Consider the following 16,316-nt stretch of genomic DNA (forward strand, 5'->3'; position numbering starts at 1 on the left):
TGAGGTGGCGCTGTGGAAAGCGCGGCCGTCGGCGCCGTCGGATCCTCCGCGCGCCGATCCCGGCGCAGGGTCCGGGCGGGACGCCGGCCCTGCCCGCCGCCGGAAGCGGGGCGGGACCTTAACCGTCGCGGCCGGGCGGGTCTCCCCCCGCCCCCGCCAGGGCCGCCGCCACCGCCGCGCGCGCCTCCTTGAGCCGGAAGGGCTTGCGCAGGAAGGCGGTGTAGCCGCGGCAGCGCTCCCGCACGGCGGTCTCGGGCATCGAGCTCATCAGCACGACCGGGATGCGGGCCGTGGCGGCGTCCTCGGCGAGCGCCCGCAGCATCGCCGGCCCGTCCATCACCGGCATCATGAAGTCGAGGAGGATCAGGTCGGGCCGCGCCTCGGCGAGGCGCGCGAGGCCGTGGCGGCCGTTGGCCGCGGTGAGCACCGTGTGACCCTCATCCGTGAGAACCGAATCCAGGAGCTCGGCGATGCCGAACTCGTCGTCCACGATGAGCACCGTCGCCACGCGCTCACTCCCCGCCGCGCCGTCCCGCGGGGGACTGGAGCTCGGCCAGGATGGCCTCGGCGCGGTCGGGTCCGTCCTCGACGACGAGGCCGCCGGCCCGGATGGCGAAGCAGCGCAGGCGCTGGTCGATGGCGCTGTCCCGTGCCTTGATCACCGACACCATGCGGTGGAGCGCGGAGCGCTGCTCGACGAAGCGCATGAGCAGGATGTTCTCGGTGATGGCGGAGGCCCCCCTGAGCGACACGCCGCTGAGCGGGAAGCCGGCGGCGAGCCCGGTGAGATCGGTCTCCATCGTGACGATGCTGGTCACGTTGAGGGCCCGCAGCTCCGCCGTCAGGGCGGCGACGATGCGGATGATCCGGTCCCCGTCCTCGGCCAGACGGCTCATCGCGTCGAGTCCGTCGAGGAACACGCGCCGCACGCCGCGGTTCCGCACGGTCGCGAGGAGCTGGTCGCAGACCTCGTCGATCAGTCCCTCGGTCGCCGGCTGCCACATCAGCCCGACCTCCCCGGCGGCGATCGCCGCCGCCGCGGCCAGCCCGAGGGCTTCCGCCTTGGCCTTGAGCGATTCCGCGCTCTCGTGGAAGCCCACGAGGAGGCCCGGCTCCGCCCCGGACCCCAGGAATTGCAGGCCCAACGTGGTCTTGCCGATGCCGGAGGGGCCCGCCAGGAGCGTCGTCGAGTGGAGCGGCAGGCCGCCGTCGAGCATCCCGTCGAGGGCGGGTACGCCGAGCGGAACCTTGGGCCCGCGCAGGTGGTCGCGCCGGCTCGGCTCGCGCAGGCGGGCCTCGGTGCGGGGATAGACCGCCACCCCCGCATCCGTGATGCGGAAGACGTGGCGCCCGCGCAGGAATCCGCTGCCGCGGAACTTGCGCACCTCGAGGTCCCGCTCGGACCGGCGGCCGTAGGGGCGGCTCGACAACTCGATCAGCCCGTCCACCATCGTGTGCTCGGCCGCCACCATCTCGGCGCCCGTGGCCGCGCTGGTGAGCAGCAGGATCGTGGCGCCGGTGGCCGCCGCCTGGGTCTGCAATTCGTGGATGAACTTCTTGAATTCGATGGCCGAATCCGCGGTTTCCTCCGCCGCCATCACGCCGTCGAGGACGATCAGGCTCGCCTCCCGCCCGGCCGCCTCCCGGCGCAGCAGCGTCAGGAGCCCGGACAGGCCCTCGTCCTGCAGGGTGCGGAAGGCCGACAGGTAGGTCAGGCGATCGGGGATGGCGCCGGAATCGAAGAAGCCCAGGGGCGCGATGTGCCCGAGCATCCGGGCGTGACTCTCGGCCAGGAGGGTCACGTAGAGCGCCCGCCTGCCGCCCGCCGCCGCGTGGGTGAAGCAGACTTGGTTGGCCAGGATGGTCTTGCCGCTGCCCGGCGTGCCCTGGACGATGTAGACGCCGCCCTCGAACAGGCCGCCGCCCAGGATCTCGTCGAGCCCGGCGATCCCCGTCGGGACGCGCTCCAGCCCGCCGTAGCCGCCGACCCGCGTCGTGCTCGCACCCGCCCCGGTCATCGTGGTCTCGGTATCCGTCTAGAGATAGAGGGGGAGAGTTACCGTGAAGGTCGCGCCTTCACCAGCCCCGCTCCGCACGCTCACGCTCCCCTCCATCGCCTCGGCGAGGCGGCGCACCAGCCAGAGCCCGACCCCGAAGCCGCTGCGCAGCTCGGGATCCGGCAGCGCCGCCCGCTCGAAGCGCTCGAAGATCCGCTCCTGGTCGGCCTGCGGGATGCCGTGCCCCTCGTCGCGGACGCGGATCGCCGCCCGCGCCCCGATCCGCTCGGCCTCGATCGCGATCGGCTTGGAATCCCCGTACTTGATCGCGTTCGTGACGAGGTTGTCGAGGATCTGGTCGAGGGCGACCCGCTCGCAGCGCAGGACGAGCTCCTCCGGCACCGCCACCGTGAGGCGGCTCCCCGCATGGGCCGCGAGGGGCTCGACGCCCCGCGCCACCTCGCGCACCACCTCGGCGAGGACCACCGGGGCGGGATCGAGGACGAGGCGCCCGGCCTGGGCGCGCGAGACGTCGAGGACCGTCGTCGCCCGCCGCACGTAGCGCTCCACGAGCCAGTGCAGGCGGGACAAGCCTTGAGCGAGGCGCGGCCCCGCCGCCTCGTCCTCGGCCGCGTCCCGCAGGCGCTCGACCTGGCCGAGGATCGGGGTCATCGGGTTGCGCAGCTCGTGCGCCATGGCCGCCAGGAACGCGTCGCGCTCGTGCAGGGCCGCCTGCAGGGCCGCAACCTCGCGGCGCAGGGCCGCCGTCTCGGCCAGGAGGGGGCCGGTGAGGTCGGTCCCGGGTTCGGGCGGCGCGGCGTCGCGCCGGACGCCGCCTCGCCGGGTCTCCGGCTCGCTCATCGGATCTCCCCGCGAACGGGGTCCCTGCGGACGGGCACGGGGTCCGGATCCCGGCGCCGGAGAGGACCGCCCCGGAGCCGGACCGTATCTAGAGGCTGCACGGAGCGCAGACAGGTCCCGGGCCGGGTCGGCGACGTCCGGCCAGGAGGCCCGGCAGGAGGCCCGTGTCGGGCGCCGGGTGCGGCGCCGAGCTCGGCCGATTGCGTGGGGCGGTTCCGCTCAGCGCCGCGGCACCGCGATCTCCACCACGCGGGCGCCGCCCGCGCGCCGGGCCGCGGGGCGCTCGACCGTCCCGGCCGCCAGCCAGGACCCGTCCCGGCCGCGGCGATAGACGGCCGGCCCGGCCGCACCGGGCTCGCCGGCCCGCGGTCGCGCCGCCCCGACCCCGTCGATGACGTAGACGACCGGCTCGGCCCGCGGCGGGCTCGGAATGCCCGCCACCGTGGGAACGCCGTAGGTGCCGTAGCCCCAGGCGGTCGGCACGAGTTCGGCGGGCCGCGGCAGGGTGAGGAGCGGCCCCTCCGTGACGATGGGCGGAACGGCCTCGCCGCCGGCCACCACGCCGCCCGCGAAACCGTAGGGGTCGGCCGCGAAGCGGCCGCCGCGGTGTCCGGCCCGGCCGTCATGCCGCGGCGCGCGCGGCGACGCCGCAGGCCCGTAGGCGCCCCCCCGGGGCGGCCCGTAGGCGGACCGCTGCGGCGGTCCGTAGGCGGACCGCTGCGGCGGTCCGTAGCCGGCACCCTGGATCGGGGCGGAGGGCCGCGCCGCGGCGGGCCCGGCGAGGAGACCCGCCAGGGCGGCGAGCCCGAGGCCGATCAGGTCACGACGCATAATCCCACGCTCCCGCTCACATCCGCTCGTCAATCGCACATGCCGCATGGTCGTTCCCGCCCGGCAGCCGCGCCAGCCGTGGCAGAGTGCGTAATGCCCCGGCGGATCCCCGCCCCGCCTCCTCCGGCGCGCAGAATTCGCAAGCTCTCGTTCTCGCTCTCGCGCCCGCGGGCCCGTGCACCTGCCCTCGCGTCAGAGGTCGAGCCAAGATGCAAAGCTTGTCGCTCGATCGTTAACGGTTTCGGAGATCGGCACTGCTATCGTGCAGGCGATGATGGGTCACGCAATGCAAGCAGACTTCGCCAAGTTGCTCGATGCAGAGATCGCAAAGACTTGGAGCGATCGACGGATGAGCGTGCTCAAGCGGCTGTACGAGGCGCAGCAGCGGCAGGCGCAGCGGCAGGATGCGCGCAGCGCGATCTGGTTCGTCGGCGCGCTCTACATCCTGTTCTCGATCACGGACGCGATCCTGATCGGCGACGTGATCGTGTACGCAGTCCTGCTGCGGCTCGCCATCGGCACCGTCTACATCGCCTGCATCGGCCTGCAGATCAGGCGCGACGTCGACGCCCGCCTGATTGAGCTGCAATGCGCCCTCGGCGTCGTCGTCGGCTACGCATCCTGGTTGCTGCTGACCTACTTCAGCGACCACAGCGCCAACGTTTCCTACTATCTTGCCTACGGCACCGTCTTCATGATGGTGGCCAATCTGTTCTTCAACTTCCGCTTCCGAGTCGCGCTGCTCACCTCCGGCCTGATCACTCTGATCTTCTTCGTCTCGGCCTTTCTGTGTTTCGATTTCCCGTTCCACTATTACGCCGCGATCGGGTCGCTCTACGTCCTGAGCTTCGTTCTGACGATCTTTATCAACTGGAAATTGAACCTGGAGCGTTATCGCGTGTTCCTCAACGCGATGCGGGCGGAGATTCGCCAGCGGCAGGCGGCGGAGCGCGGCGAGGAACTGCTGAAACTGTCGACGACCGACGCGCTCACGGGTCTCGCCAACCGGCGGGCCATCGACCAGGAGCTGCACAGCCTGTGGAAGGCATGGCGGGAGGGGGGCGCGGCCTTCGGGGTGGTCCTCATCGACATCGACTATTTCCGGATGTTCAACGACTATTACGGTCACCAGCGGGGCGATGCCGGCCTGGTCTCGATGGCGCGCGCCATGGCGGCCGTGGCGAGGCGGCACGGCGGGCGGATCGGCCGCTTCGGGGGCGAGGACTTCATCCTGCTCCTGCGCTGCGAGGAGCCGGAGGCGGTCGCCGCCGTCGCCGAGGAGGTGCGGCGGGAGGTGGAGGCGCTGGCGATCCCTCACGAGGCGCGGATGGACCACCTCGCCGCCGTGACGGCCAGCATCGGGGCGGCCTTCTGCCGGGGGATCGCGGCCGACAAGCCGGAGCGCATCGTCACCGCCGCCGAGCGCGCCCTGCTGCTCGCCAAGGACAGCAACCGCAACTGCGTCAAGCTGTTCGACGGCCGGCTGTTCGACCGCGTCAGCAGCCAGGACAGCGTCGCCGAGGCGGTGCGCACCGCGGTGGAGCGGGGGCGGGTGTCGCTGGTCTTCCAGCCGATCTGGGACGTGTCGGCCGGCCGGATCCTGGCGGCCGAGGCCCTGATGCGGCTCACCGCCCCGGACGGCACCGCGCTCTCGCCCGCGACCTTCATCCCGGTGGCCGAGCGGACCGGGGCGATCGTGGAGCTCGGCGCCTTCGCGTTCCGGGAGGCCTGCCGCCAGCTCGCCGCGACCGAGGCGATCCCGATGGTCAGCGTGAACGTCTCGGCGGTGCAGCTCGGCCGCCCCGACTTCGTCGAGACGGTCGCGGCCCTGCTGCGCGAGACCGGCGTCGCGCCGGCCCGCCTCGCCGTCGAGATCACCGAGGGGCTGGAGATCGACACCGATTCCCGCGTCGCCGAGGCGATCGGCGCGCTCTCGCGGCTCGGCGTGCAGATCTGGCTCGACGATTTCGGCACCGGCTTCGCCGGCCTGTCCTGCATCAGCCGGATCAGCTTCGACACGATCAAGGTCGACAGGCTCTTCGTCCAGGCCAGCGACACGCCCCGCGGCGCCAAGATGCTCAAGGACATCGTGACGCTGGTGCAGAATTCCGGGCAGCGGATCGTGGTCGAGGGCGTCGAGACGGCCGACCAGGTCGAGCTCCTGAAGCAGTACGGGGTGGCCCTGCTCCAGGGCTACTACTTCAACCGGCCGATGTCGGCGGAGGCGCTGCGGATGCTGGCGGCCAAGGGCGGACGGCTGGCGTCGTCCGCCGGCTGAGCGGCGCGCCTGGCGCGGGCGGCGCCTCGCGCGCCGCCGGCCGGGCCGCTCAGCGGCGCTCGATCTCCAGGTAGCCGATCAGGCCGCTCTCGTCCTCGAAGTAGCGGAATTGCGCGACCTCCTCGGGAGGGATCTCGGAGGCGAAGGCCTCGATCTCCGCCCGGGAGCGGTAGAGGAGGTGCCAGTCCATGTAGGCCTCCATGTAGGCCTCCTCCCGGACCCCGGTGCGGAAGTTCGGCACCAGCAGCCGCCCGCCGGGCCTGAGCCGCGCGAACAGGGCGCGGGTGAGCCGCGCCGCGAGCCTTTCCTCCAGGTAATCGTAGAGGCCCGCCGCGTAGACGAGGTCGAAGAGGCCGAGATCGTGCCGGGCGGCCAGGACCTGGCGCACGCTGAGCGGGCGGGTCTCGATCGCCGCCGAGACGGTCTCCCGGTAACCCGCGACGGTCCCCAGGCTGACCGGATCCTGGTCGGTGGCGACGAGGCGGCCGATGCGCCCCTCCCGCAGGGCGAGGCTGCTCTCCGCCTCCCGCAGGTGGCCGCAGGCGATGGCCAGCACCTCCGCCCCCGGGCGGCGGCGGGCGGCCTCGTCGATCCGCCCCGCCAGGATCTCCCGGCGCTGGCGCACCGCCTCGCAGGCCGTGACGTTGACCGTGTGGGCCATCACGGCCCGCCCGCCCGCCGTGGCGGCCTCCTCCGCGGCGCGCGCGGCCGGATGCCGGTAGACGAAGTCGAGCAGCCCCGCATCGCCCGGATAGCCCCGCGGCCGGGCGAAGGAGTGACGGGTGAACGGGTCCTCGTGCACGAGGGCCGCCACCCCGTGGCCGCGCGCCGCCGGCACGACCGCCTCCCGCCACGTCCCGTCGCGGAAGGAATCCCGCATCACGCCGAGGAAGTCGATGAGCTCGGCGATGAAGGGATCGTAGCCGTCCGCCAGCGCGATGGCGTGGACTTGGTCGAGGGCGCGCCTCACGTCGCGCGCGACGTCGGCGTAGTGCCGTTCCCGCGATCGGACCGGCAGCCGGTGGGAGGCGGAGCCCGACGGGGCGGCCCGTCCCGGCGCCACCGCGGCGATCGACGCGGCCGGAGCCCGCGACGTCTTCCGCGTCGTCCGGGTTGTATCCCGCCAGGCTGAGGAGGATGTGCGGCTCATGCGATCAAATCCCGCGTCGTGCTGTCTTCGTCGGCAGGATCGCCCCCGCATCCGCCGACGGAGGAAAGTTAACGGGCGTTTAATCGGAACGCACCAATTCGAATGGTTAACGTCCTGTGAAAAGCGGGTATAAATCCTGGCCGGAAATGTTGCCGAGACATAAAATTCAGAAACGGAGTGAAACGATCTGCGATCGAATGTTGACCGATCGCGTCACAAATAACGTGCGAATAGCCTGGACATCGGAACTGGTCGAGGCGCGTGATTCAACTCAAAGTCGCAAAATACAACTTGTGATACGGGATTCCGGCGAGCTGCGAATCGGGGCCGGAAGCTCGGCGCGGAGGAGTGGGCCGGCGATCCGCCACGATCGGAAAGTCGCGCGGAGCAGAGAGCCGGGCGCCGGATTGCCGGAATGCTTGCCGGGCGGAGGATCGTCTCTCCCTCCGGCGCTCGGACCGCGGCGGATCCCCGGCACTGCCGGGTTCGCCCCGCGGACCGCCTGCTTCGCTTCACGAGCCGCCCGGTTCGCCCCGCGAGCCGCCCGGTTCGCCCCGCGAGCCGCACGGTTCGCCCCGCGAGCCGCACGGTTCGCGCCGCGAGCCGCAGGATGATCCGAAAGTCTGACGACGAACGGAGCATTGGGTTCGGTCCCCGGCCGGGCTAACCCTAAGGCTGCGGCCGTGACGGGACGCGCAGCGGAGGCCGGAGCGCACCGGCCCCGACCGCGCCCGCTCGGATCGAGATCGCGCGGCGACAGAGCCGCCCGGCGGGACGCGCAGGCGCCCCGGCGGATAGGCGGCTCGCACGACAGAGGAACGCCCCCATGGCAACAGCAACCGCGGTCGGTCAGGCGGTCGATGCCGCCCGTCCGATGAGCCGGGAGGAGAAGCGGGTCATCCTGGCTTCGTCCCTCGGCACCGTCTTCGAGTGGTACGATTTCTATCTCTACGGCTCGCTCGCCGCGGTGATCGGCGCGCAGTTCTTCTCCGCCTACCCGGAGGCGACGCGCAACATCTTCGCGCTGCTCGCCTTCGCGGCGGGCTTCCTGGTGCGGCCCTTCGGCGCCCTGGTGTTCGGGCGGCTCGGCGACATGGTCGGGCGCAAGCACACCTTCCTCATCACCATCCTGATCATGGGCCTGTCGACCTTCTGCGTCGGCCTCCTGCCCTCCTACGGCGCGCTCGCCGCCTACGGCATCGGCTGGCTCGCCCCGGTGACGCTGCTCGCCCTGCGCATGCTGCAGGGCCTGGCGCTCGGCGGCGAGTACGGGGGCGCGGCCGTCTACGTGGCCGAGCACGCGCCCCGCAACCGGCGCGGCTTCTACACCTCCTTCATCCAGACGACGGCGACGCTCGGGCTGCTGCTCTCGCTGATCATCATCCTGTCGACCCAGGGCTACGTGAACGCGGCCTACCCGCCGACCGTGACGCAGAACCCGGACGGCACCACGACGACGCTCACCGCCTTCCAGGTCTGGGGCTGGCGCATTCCCTTCCTGGTCTCGGTGGTGCTGCTCGCCATCTCGGTCTGGATCCGCCTGCAGATGCAGGAGAGCCCCGCCTTCAAGAAGATGAAGGAGGAGGGCACCCACTCGAAGGCCCCGCTCTCGGAGGCGTTCGGCCAGTGGCGCAACGCCAAGTGGGCGCTCCTCGCCCTGCTCGGCCTCACCGCCGGCCAGGCCGTGGTCTGGTACACGGGCCAGTTCTACGCCCTCTTCTTCCTCCAGAGCATCCTCAAGGTCGACCAGTACACGGCGAACGTGCTGATCGCCTGGTCGCTGGTTCTGGGCACCGGCGGCTTCCTGTTCTTCGGCGCGCTGTCCGACCGGGTCGGCCGCAAGCCGATCATCCTGGGCGGCTGCCTGATCGCGGCGATGACCTACTTCCCGCTCTTCAAGGTGCTGACCGCCAACGCCAACCCGAAGCTCTACGCGGCGCAATCCAGCGTCGAGGTCGTGGTCAGGACGAACCCGGACGAGTGCTCGTTCCAGTTCAACCCGGTCGGCACGGCCAAGTTCACCAAGGAGTGCGACGTCGCCAAGGCGCTGCTCGCCCGCAACGCGGTGAACTACCGGACCGAGGCGGTGCCGGCGGGCACGCCCACCAGCGTGACCGTGGCCGGCAAGTCCTTCGCGGTGAGCGACCCGGCCTTCGCCAAGGCAGTGCCGGCCGCCCTCGCGGAGGCGGGCTATCCGGGCGCCAACAACCCCGAGATCGTGAGGGCCCAGCACCCGGTCGACATCTTCTCGGGCCAGAAGCTGACCGTGGTGGCGGTGCTGACCGTCCTCGTCCTCTACGTGACGATGGTCTACGGCCCGATCGCCGCCGCCCTGGTCGAGCTGTTCCCGACCCGGATCCGCTACACCTCGATGTCCCTGCCCTACCACATCGGCAACGGCTGGTTCGGCGGCCTCCTGCCCGCCACCGCCTTCGCCATGGTGGCCCAGACCGGCGACATCTATTACGGCCTCTGGTACCCGATCGTGATCGCCATGATGACCTTCGTCATCGGCCTCCTGTTCGTGCCCGAGACCAAGGACCGCGACATCCTGGCCTGACGCGCCCCGGCGCGGAGAGCCCCGCCCCCGCGAGGGGGCGGGGCTCTCGTCGTTGCCATGCGCCGCGGCGGCCGGGGATCGAGGGGAGGCGGGGATCCTCCGCCGCGTCCGGCGCGGGGCCGTCCCCGCGCACACGGGATCGTGAGGATCGCGGCGGCCGGATGCCGCAATGTGACCGTTCTTTGCCTCAGGGTCAGGATCTCGGGCCGCCCCCGGGCGGCCGGCCGCGCGGAGGATGGCCATGGTGCGGGCGGGGCAGCGGAACCGGGTCGCGGCGGGCCTCTGCGTCGCTCTCCTCCTCCTCGCCGGGGCGGCGCCCGCGCGCGCCGCCTCCCCGGACGAGGACGCGGCCTTCCTCAACGCGCTCACCTGGGGCGTGACCCCGTCCGGCTTCGCGGAGCTGCGCGCCCTCGGCCGGGCCCGCTGGCTCGCCGCGCAGCTGCACCCACGGGCGGAGCCCCGGCTGCCGCCGGCCGCCCAGGCGCAGGTTGAGGCCCTCACCCCGCGGCAGCCGCTGCGCGAGCGGATCGTCGCCCTCGACGCGCAGCAGAGGGCGGCGGGCGCCCTGCCGGACGCGGAAGCCCGCAAGGCGGCGCTGCAGGCCTACCAGGAGGCGCTGAACGCGGCCCTGCGCGACGCCGTCGCGGCGACGCTGCTGCGCGCCCTCTCCAGCCCGGACCAGCTGCGCGAGCGGCTGACCTGGATCTGGTTCAACCGCTTCAACGTCCACCAGGGCAAGGCGAACCTGCGCGCCATGGTGGGCGACTACCTCGACACCGCGATCCGCCCCCACGCCCTCGGCCGCTTCCGCGACCTCCTCGGGGCGACGCTGCGCCACCCGGCCATGCTGCGCTACCTCGACAATGCCGAGAACGCCGCCGGCCGCCTCAACGAGAACTACGCGCGCGAGCTGATGGAACTCCACACGATGGGCGTCGGCTCCGGCTACACGCAGGCGGACGTGGAGGCCCTCGCCCGCATCCTCACCGGAATCGGCCTCGACGCGCGCCCCGAGGACCCGAAGCTGCCGCCCGAGCGCCGCGCCGACCTGATCCGGGACGGAGTGTTCATCTTCAACCCGGCGCGGCACGATTACGGCGACAAGGTCCTGCTCGGCCACACCATCCGGGGCCGCGGCTTCGCCGAGGTGGAGGAGGCCCTCGACCTCCTGGCGGCTCAGCCGGCGACGGCCCGCCACGTCTCGCGGATGCTCGCCGCCGCCCTGACCGGGGCGGAGCCGCCCGACGCCCTGGTGGAGCGCCTCGCCGCCGTGTTCGTCCGGACGCGGGGCGACATCGCCGCGACGGTCGCGGCCCTGGCCGAGTCGCCCGACCTCACCCGCGCGGCCGCGCCCTTCAAGGACCCGATGCGCTACGTGCTCTCGGCCCTGCGCCTCGCCTACGACACCCGGGTGATCCTCAATACCGGCCCCGTCCAGGGCTGGCTCACCCGCCTCGGCGAGGGCCTGTTCAACCGCTCGACGCCGGACGGCTACCCGCTGGCGGCCGCGGCCTGGAACGGGCCGGGCCAGCTCGTCGCCCGATTCGAGGTCGCGCGCCAGATCGGCTCCGGCCCGGCCGGGCTGTTCCGGCCGCCCGGCCCGGACGCGACCGAGGAGCCGGCCTTCCCCCTCGTGCAGAACGCCCTCTACTTCTCGACGCTCGCCGGGATGCTCGGCGAGCCGACCCGCGCGGCGCTGGCCCGGGCCGTCTCGCCCCAGGAGTGGAACACCCTGTTCCTGTCCTCCCCCGAATTCATGCGCTGAGCCGGGAGCCGCCCATGCACCGCCGCGACCTCCTGCGCGCCGCCCTGGCCCTCGGCACCGCGACCGTCGCCGGCCGGGTCTGGGCGGCGCCGAGGGCCGATGCGCGCCTGCTCGTCGTCTTCCTGCGCGGAGCCTACGACGCCGCCGGCGTGGTGATCCCGACCGGCAGCGACTTCTACTACCGGGCCCGGCCGACGCTCGCCCTCGCCCGGCCCTCGGCCGCGGATCCCGCCGCCGCGCTCCCCCTCGACGCGGAGTGGAGCCTGCACCCGGCCCTGCGCGACACGATCCTGCCGCTCTTCGCCAGGGGGCAGGCCGCCTTCGTGCCCTTCGCGGGCACGGACGACGTCACGCGCAGCCATTTCGAGACCCAGGACACGATCGAGATGGGCCAGGCGGCCGGGGCGGCGCGGGACTACACTTCGGGCTTCATGGCCCGGCTCGCCGCCGAGCTGACGCGGGCGCGGCCGGTCGCCTTCGCGGAGCAGATGCCGCTGATCTTCCGGGGCGGCGAGCCGGTGCCCAACGTCGCCATCCACCAGGTCGGCAAGCCCGGCATCGATGAGCGCCAAGCGCGGCTGATCGCGTCGATGTACCGGGAGAGCCCGCTCGCCGGCGCCATCGAGGAGGGTTTCCGCGTGCGCGACGCCGTCTACCAGACGGTCTCGGAGCACGCCATGCAGGCGGACCGGGGCGCCGTCTCGCCCAAAGGCTTCGAACGGGCGGCGCGGCGCATCGGCCGGCTGATGCGCGACCAGTTCACCCTCGGCTTCGTCGATGTCGGCGGCTGGGACACGCACGTGAACCAGGGCGGGGCGAGCGGCTACCTCGCCGACCGGCTCGGCGAGCTCGGGCGCGGGCTGGCGGGCTTCGCCCAGGAGATCGGCCCGGGCTGGGCCGACACGGTGGTCGTGGTGCTGTCGGAATTCGGCCGCACCTTCCGGGAGAACGGCAACCGCGGCACCGATCACGGCCACGGCAGCGTCTACTGGGTCCTGGGCGGCGCCGTGCGGGGCGGGCGGATCGCCGGCCCGCAGGTGCCGGCCGACGAGGCGCACCTGTTCCAGAACCGGGACTACCCGGTGCTCACCGATTACCGGGCGCTGCTGGCGGGCCTGCTCGCCCGCCTCTACGGGCTCGACCAGGCCGCCCTGCGCCGGGTCTTCGCGGGGGTCGCGCCGGCCGATCTCGGCCTGCTCTAACCCTCAGCGGCAGGTCGTGACCCGGCGGACGATCCAGCCCTCGCCCTCGACGAACAGGCGCTTGCGCGAGGTCGTGCAGGTGGCGTCGTCCGCGCCCTCCTCGGGAGCGGTCGCGGTGACGGTCACGTCGCGCACCGCCGCGCTGCGGCCCTGGGCCTTCGGCGCCTTGTCGACGGCGGGGGCCGCGAGTCCCGGACCGGCGCCGAGACACGCACCGGCGATCAGGGCGGCGAGCAGGGTCAGCCGGGCGCCGAGGAGCGCGCGCATGGGAGGCATCCTGTTCCTGAGAGGGTGTCGGCGCGGCGAGCAGCTTCGCCGCCGCACCGCGCTCCTGCCATAGATAAGTCGCGAGGGTCCGAAGGGTTGCCGCGGGCCAAGCGTGTCCGTTCGAATTTCGGTAAACCGCCGGACGCGCCGGCCGCTGTGCGCTGTCGCACGCGGCGCGCCGAAGGGCGAGGCCCTTTCGCTCCCGTCAACAGCGATCAACAGCGGGCGGCCGTGCGCGGTTCCGGACCTGTGCGGAGCGGCGGGCCGCAATCTCGCACGGGCTCTTGCCCGCACGGGCTCTTGCCCCCACGGGCTCTTGCCCCCACGGGCTCTTGCCCCCGCATCCTACCTGCCGGCGAGCCCGCGATCGCTTCGGCGCATGGTGCCGGGCGGCGGAACGGCGGGACGCGTCACCGGCCCGCGCCCGGAACCAGCCGCAGGCCCTGCCGGGCCAGCTGATCCGGGACGCCGCGGCGCACCAGGCGGGTGCGCCGCTCCTGCTGCGTCCGCCAGGTGCGGCAGGCGTCCTGCGCCTCCAGGACGGCCCGCATCCAGGCGTCGAGCCACGCCGCCTGGAGCGCGACGCCGAGCAGCACCGAGTGCTGGGCGAGCGCCACGGAGGCCGCCAGCACGCGCTGGACCTGCTCCTCCACCGGGGCGAAAGGCGACGTCCGATCCCTCATCGCCGCATGTCTCCCGCTCTGCTGCGCGCCCGCTCCCGGTCCGCCACGGGGCCGAGCCGGCCCCTCCGGCCCGGTCGACCGCGATGCAAGATCCGGGCACCCGGCCCGGATCGCCGTCGCGATGCGAGGAACAGGCGCGACCCCGGCAAGATTATGTCGGCGAACGCTCGGCCCCGGACAACCGGCTGGGAGCACGGAAGCGTCGCCCCATCCCGGAGGTTCCATGCACCGCCGCGACGTCCTGGTCAGCCTGCTGTCGGCGACCGCCGCCCTCGCCGTCACCCGCACCGCCCTCGCCCAGCCCCTCCCGGGGGGCGCCGTCCCCACGGGGGCCTACCTGGCCATGGCGACGAAGGGCGGCCTGTTCCTGGAGAGCACCGCCCGCGACGCCTTCGCCAAGACCGGCAACCCGCGGGTCAGGAAATTCGCCCGGGCCGAGGTGGTCGAGCAGGTGAACCTCGCCAACCGGATCGACGCCTACACGGGTGGCGCCGGGGCCGCCGTCGCGGCCGGCGGTCCGCCGCCCGGGCCGGGCGGCCTCGTCGGCGGCCTCGTGGCGGCCCCGCTCGCGGTGGCGGGCGCGGCGACGGGGGCCGCGGCCGGCGTGGCCGCGGGCGTCCTCGGGGCGCCGGGCGCGGGCGGGGCGGCCGGCGCCCCGATGACCAGCGACGCCCAGAAGGCCGCCATCCAGGCGCAGCTCGCCGGCATGCAGGGCGGGCCGCAATACGACGCGGCCTTCGTCGGCGCCTCCCTCCAGGGCCACCGCGAGGCCTTCGCGATCCACGGCTCCTACGCCGAGGCCGGCGAGGATCCGGCCCTGCGCCGCATCGCCCGCGGCGCCCTGCCGCTGATCCGCCTGCACATCGCGCAGCTCACCCAGATGCAGGCGATGATGGGCGGCCCGCAGGGCTGAGCCGCTCCGGGCCGGCGCCCCGGTGTCGGCCCGGCCATTCGGCCCCCATGGGTCCCCCGCGGCCCCGCATGGGTCCCCGGCCCTCGCCGGGCCCGCCTCAGCGGTCGGTGGTGGGCCAGGACGGTTCCTCGGGCAGGCAGCCGGCGCGGCAGCGCATCTGCTCGACCTTGATCACCTGCGGCTTGCTGCCGACGGTCTCGATCTCGATCTGGGTCTGGTTCTTGTTCCAGAGGAAGAGGCAGCGCGAGGGCGTGGTGCGCTGGCAGCTGATCGTCTCGGCGTAGGTCTCGCAGATCCGGGTCCGGCCGCTCACGCATTTCTCGCGCGCCTTGGCCTGCCGGTCGGGCTTCCAGCCTTGCAGCGCCAGGGCGATGCGGAATTCCGAGTAATCCGTGCGCGACTCGACCGCGGGCAGCGGTTCGGTCGCGGCGGCGCCATGCGTCCAGAGGACGAGGATCGGAAGGATCGCGGCGCGCATCGCCCCCCTCGGACGCCGCCACCCCGCATCGCGGCGACCACGTTGTCGGCCAAAGCCGCAGCGGCCGTCAAGGTGGAAGCGGGCGGCCGGTCCAGTCCTGCCGAGGAGAGATCAAGGTCGGCGCGGCCGATGATCAGTCGAGCCTGCGGGGATACAGGGCCGCGGGGGGGGTCCGCGTGCAGTCCCGCCTCCCGGGCCCGCTCTCTCGGACGCGCCCGAGACGGCGGCGCGGCGCACCCGCCGCGCGCCGGGTGCTACTCGGCCGCCGCCTTGGCGGCGCGGGCGCGCCGGGGCTTCTTCCCCGAAGCCTCCGCGGCGGAATCCGGGTTCGCGGGCGCGACGTCCTGCGGCGCCTCGACCGGGTCCGGCGCGGGCGCCTCGGCCTTCGCCCGGGCCGCGCGGTCGCGCCGGATCTGGCCGAGGCCCAGGGTGCGGGCGAGTTCCGAGCGCTGCTTGGCGTAGCTCTCGGCGACCATGGGGTAGTCGCGCGGCAGACCGTACTTGACCCGGTACTCCTCCGGCGTGAGCCCGTGCTTCGTCAGGTGCCGCTTCAGGGACTTGTAAGGTTTGCCGTCGACGAAGCTCACGAGATGATCGTAGCTGATCGATTTGCGAATCTGCGCGGGCGTCGCTTTCGCGCTCTCCTGGGTGCTCGGTGCCGGCGCCTTCCCCGTACTGACGAGGGCGTCGTAGATGCTGCGGATCAGCGCCGGCAGCTCCGCGCTCGGAACGCTGTTCCTCGACACGTAGGCCGACACGATATCGCTCGTCAGGCCGCTGAGGTCGATGGCTGCTGCCCCGGTCTCGCTCATGAATCTGTTCCTGTGCTTGCGCCCGACACAGCAGTGTAGTGTTTGTCGCGGAACGTCAACAGGAATTCTCGCATATTCACATCGGAGCGCAGCAGAGCGATACGGCTGTTCCAAATCGCTGGCGGCTTCGGACAGGTTTCCGTGTCAATCACCGGCCCCGCGCGGGGCAATGACGGGCGGACGCGACCCGTTATTGGTGACCGGGTGGGAGGAGTACAGGGGCATCCCGGCGGCCAGGGGGCGGGGCGGATGGGGCGCTCCGACCGCGGGATCGATTTGACGGGGCCGCGTGTTTCGCCTACAGAGGCGCCCCGGCGTGATCCCCGATAGCTCAGCTGGTAGAGCAGGCGACTGTTAATCGCCTTGTCGCAGGTTCGAGTCCTGCTCGGGGAGCCATCCTTCCCTCCGCGCCGCATCCCCCCGATCCGCAGCCAGGCGCTCCGCGCCGCCGGTCGAGGCGTCGATCCCGTCCGGCCATGTGGGCGCCTGTCATCCTCTGTCCGCACGTGATCGTCCGGA

Annotated in this window: 14 protein-coding genes and 1 tRNA gene; 6 read left to right on the plus strand and 9 right to left on the minus strand. The window is 72.8% G+C overall.

From position 1 onward, the window contains the following. Window positions 1-118 precede the first annotated feature (118 nt). From QA634_RS26015 to QA634_RS26030, 4 genes are all read right to left on the minus strand, one after another. Window positions 119-508, minus strand: coding sequence for a response regulator (locus tag QA634_RS26015; RefSeq protein WP_012334883.1), 390 nt, complete (start codon window positions 506-508; stop codon window positions 119-121). A 4-nt stretch (window positions 509-512) separates the two neighbouring features. Continuing rightward, window positions 513-2,018 (minus strand): RAD55 family ATPase, encoded by a 1,506-nt coding sequence (locus tag QA634_RS26020; RefSeq protein WP_012334884.1) that lies wholly within the window; start codon window positions 2,016-2,018, stop codon window positions 513-515. Between the two features lie 18 nt (window positions 2,019-2,036). Next, window positions 2,037-2,858, minus strand: a complete 822-nt coding sequence (locus tag QA634_RS26025; RefSeq protein ID WP_012334885.1) for a sensor histidine kinase — start codon at window positions 2,856-2,858, stop codon at window positions 2,037-2,039. Between the two features lie 219 nt (window positions 2,859-3,077). Next, window positions 3,078-3,689 (minus strand): hypothetical protein, encoded by a 612-nt coding sequence (locus QA634_RS26030; protein WP_012334886.1) that lies wholly within the window; start codon window positions 3,687-3,689, stop codon window positions 3,078-3,080. Window positions 3,690-4,038: 349 nt separating this feature from the next. Here QA634_RS26030 and QA634_RS26035 point away from each other — a divergent pair, with 349 nt between their 5' ends. Further along, window positions 4,039-5,967: a putative bifunctional diguanylate cyclase/phosphodiesterase gene (locus tag QA634_RS26035; protein ID WP_012334887.1), complete on the plus strand. Its 1,929-nt coding sequence runs from the start codon at window positions 4,039-4,041 to the stop codon at window positions 5,965-5,967. Between the two features lie 49 nt (window positions 5,968-6,016). Here QA634_RS26035 and QA634_RS26040 read toward each other — a convergent pair whose 3' ends face one another. Next, the gene (locus QA634_RS26040; protein WP_150108727.1) at window positions 6,017-7,030 is read right to left on the minus strand and encodes a class I SAM-dependent methyltransferase; all 1,014 of its coding nucleotides are present in this window, start codon (window positions 7,028-7,030) and stop codon (window positions 6,017-6,019) included. Between the two features lie 913 nt (window positions 7,031-7,943). On the opposite strand from QA634_RS26040, the gene QA634_RS26045 reads away from it, so the two are divergent. The 3 genes from QA634_RS26045 to QA634_RS26055 all read left to right on the plus strand — a co-directional run bounded on the left by QA634_RS26045 (window position 7,944) and on the right by QA634_RS26055 (window position 12,644). Then, a complete protein-coding gene (locus QA634_RS26045; protein ID WP_012334889.1) occupies window positions 7,944-9,677 on the plus strand; it encodes an MFS transporter in 1,734 nt (577 codons plus the stop codon). Window positions 9,678-9,918: 241 nt separating this feature from the next. After that, a complete protein-coding gene (locus QA634_RS26050) occupies window positions 9,919-11,442 on the plus strand; it encodes a DUF1800 domain-containing protein (RefSeq protein WP_012334890.1) in 1,524 nt (507 codons plus the stop codon). Window positions 11,443-11,456: 14 nt separating this feature from the next. Further along, a complete protein-coding gene (locus QA634_RS26055) occupies window positions 11,457-12,644 on the plus strand; it encodes a DUF1501 domain-containing protein (RefSeq protein WP_012334891.1) in 1,188 nt (395 codons plus the stop codon). 3 nt (window positions 12,645-12,647) lie between these two features. Here QA634_RS26055 and QA634_RS26060 read toward each other — a convergent pair whose 3' ends face one another. Both QA634_RS26060 and QA634_RS26065 read right to left on the minus strand, forming a co-directional pair. Beyond that, window positions 12,648-12,911 (minus strand): hypothetical protein, encoded by a 264-nt coding sequence (locus tag QA634_RS26060; RefSeq protein ID WP_012334892.1) that lies wholly within the window; start codon window positions 12,909-12,911, stop codon window positions 12,648-12,650. A gap of 410 nt (window positions 12,912-13,321) precedes the next feature. Then, a complete protein-coding gene (locus QA634_RS26065; protein WP_012334893.1) occupies window positions 13,322-13,594 on the minus strand; it encodes a hypothetical protein in 273 nt (90 codons plus the stop codon). Between the two features lie 223 nt (window positions 13,595-13,817). Between QA634_RS26065 and QA634_RS26070 the strand changes: the two genes are divergently transcribed. Next, the gene (locus QA634_RS26070; RefSeq protein WP_012334894.1) at window positions 13,818-14,507 is read left to right on the plus strand and encodes a DUF4142 domain-containing protein; all 690 of its coding nucleotides are present in this window, start codon (window positions 13,818-13,820) and stop codon (window positions 14,505-14,507) included. 97 nt (window positions 14,508-14,604) lie between these two features. On the opposite strand, the gene QA634_RS26075 is transcribed toward QA634_RS26070, so the two are convergent. Both QA634_RS26075 and QA634_RS26080 read right to left on the minus strand, forming a co-directional pair. Then, the gene (locus QA634_RS26075) at window positions 14,605-14,985 is read right to left on the minus strand and encodes a hypothetical protein (protein ID WP_012334895.1); all 381 of its coding nucleotides are present in this window, start codon (window positions 14,983-14,985) and stop codon (window positions 14,605-14,607) included. Between the two features lie 254 nt (window positions 14,986-15,239). Then, window positions 15,240-15,797: a MucR family transcriptional regulator gene (locus QA634_RS26080; protein ID WP_012334896.1), complete on the minus strand. Its 558-nt coding sequence runs from the start codon at window positions 15,795-15,797 to the stop codon at window positions 15,240-15,242. A 320-nt stretch (window positions 15,798-16,117) separates the two neighbouring features. Here QA634_RS26080 and QA634_RS26085 point away from each other — a divergent pair. Further along, a tRNA-Asn gene (locus QA634_RS26085) sits at window positions 16,118-16,193 on the plus strand. Window positions 16,194-16,316 lie beyond the last annotated feature (123 nt).

This window comes from Methylobacterium sp. CB376, assembly GCF_029714205.1.
In the GTDB taxonomy this organism is placed as follows: Bacteria; Pseudomonadota; Alphaproteobacteria; order Rhizobiales; family Beijerinckiaceae; genus Methylobacterium.

Bases quoted from the DNA above. Each gene is read 5' to 3' on its own strand.
- QA634_RS26020 (WP_012334884.1), bottom strand. From the start codon at position 2,018: ATGACCGGGGCGGGTGCGAGCACGACGCGGGTCGGCGGCTACGGCGGG.
- QA634_RS26025 (WP_012334885.1), bottom strand. From the start codon at position 2,858: ATGAGCGAGCCGGAGACCCGGCGAGGCGGCGTCCGGCGCGACGCCGCG.
- QA634_RS26030 (WP_012334886.1), bottom strand. From the start codon at position 3,689: ATGCGTCGTGACCTGATCGGCCTCGGGCTCGCCGCCCTGGCGGGTCTC.
- QA634_RS26035 (WP_012334887.1), top strand. From the start codon at position 4,039: ATGAGCGTGCTCAAGCGGCTGTACGAGGCGCAGCAGCGGCAGGCGCAG.
- QA634_RS26045 (WP_012334889.1), top strand. From the start codon at position 7,944: ATGGCAACAGCAACCGCGGTCGGTCAGGCGGTCGATGCCGCCCGTCCG.
- QA634_RS26050 (WP_012334890.1), top strand. From the start codon at position 9,919: ATGGTGCGGGCGGGGCAGCGGAACCGGGTCGCGGCGGGCCTCTGCGTC.
- QA634_RS26055 (WP_012334891.1), top strand. From the start codon at position 11,457: ATGCACCGCCGCGACCTCCTGCGCGCCGCCCTGGCCCTCGGCACCGCG.
- QA634_RS26060 (WP_012334892.1), bottom strand. From the start codon at position 12,911: ATGCGCGCGCTCCTCGGCGCCCGGCTGACCCTGCTCGCCGCCCTGATC.
- QA634_RS26065 (WP_012334893.1), bottom strand. From the start codon at position 13,594: ATGAGGGATCGGACGTCGCCTTTCGCCCCGGTGGAGGAGCAGGTCCAG.
- QA634_RS26070 (WP_012334894.1), top strand. From the start codon at position 13,818: ATGCACCGCCGCGACGTCCTGGTCAGCCTGCTGTCGGCGACCGCCGCC.
- QA634_RS26075 (WP_012334895.1), bottom strand. From the start codon at position 14,985: ATGCGCGCCGCGATCCTTCCGATCCTCGTCCTCTGGACGCATGGCGCC.
- QA634_RS26080 (WP_012334896.1), bottom strand. From the start codon at position 15,797: ATGAGCGAGACCGGGGCAGCAGCCATCGACCTCAGCGGCCTGACGAGC.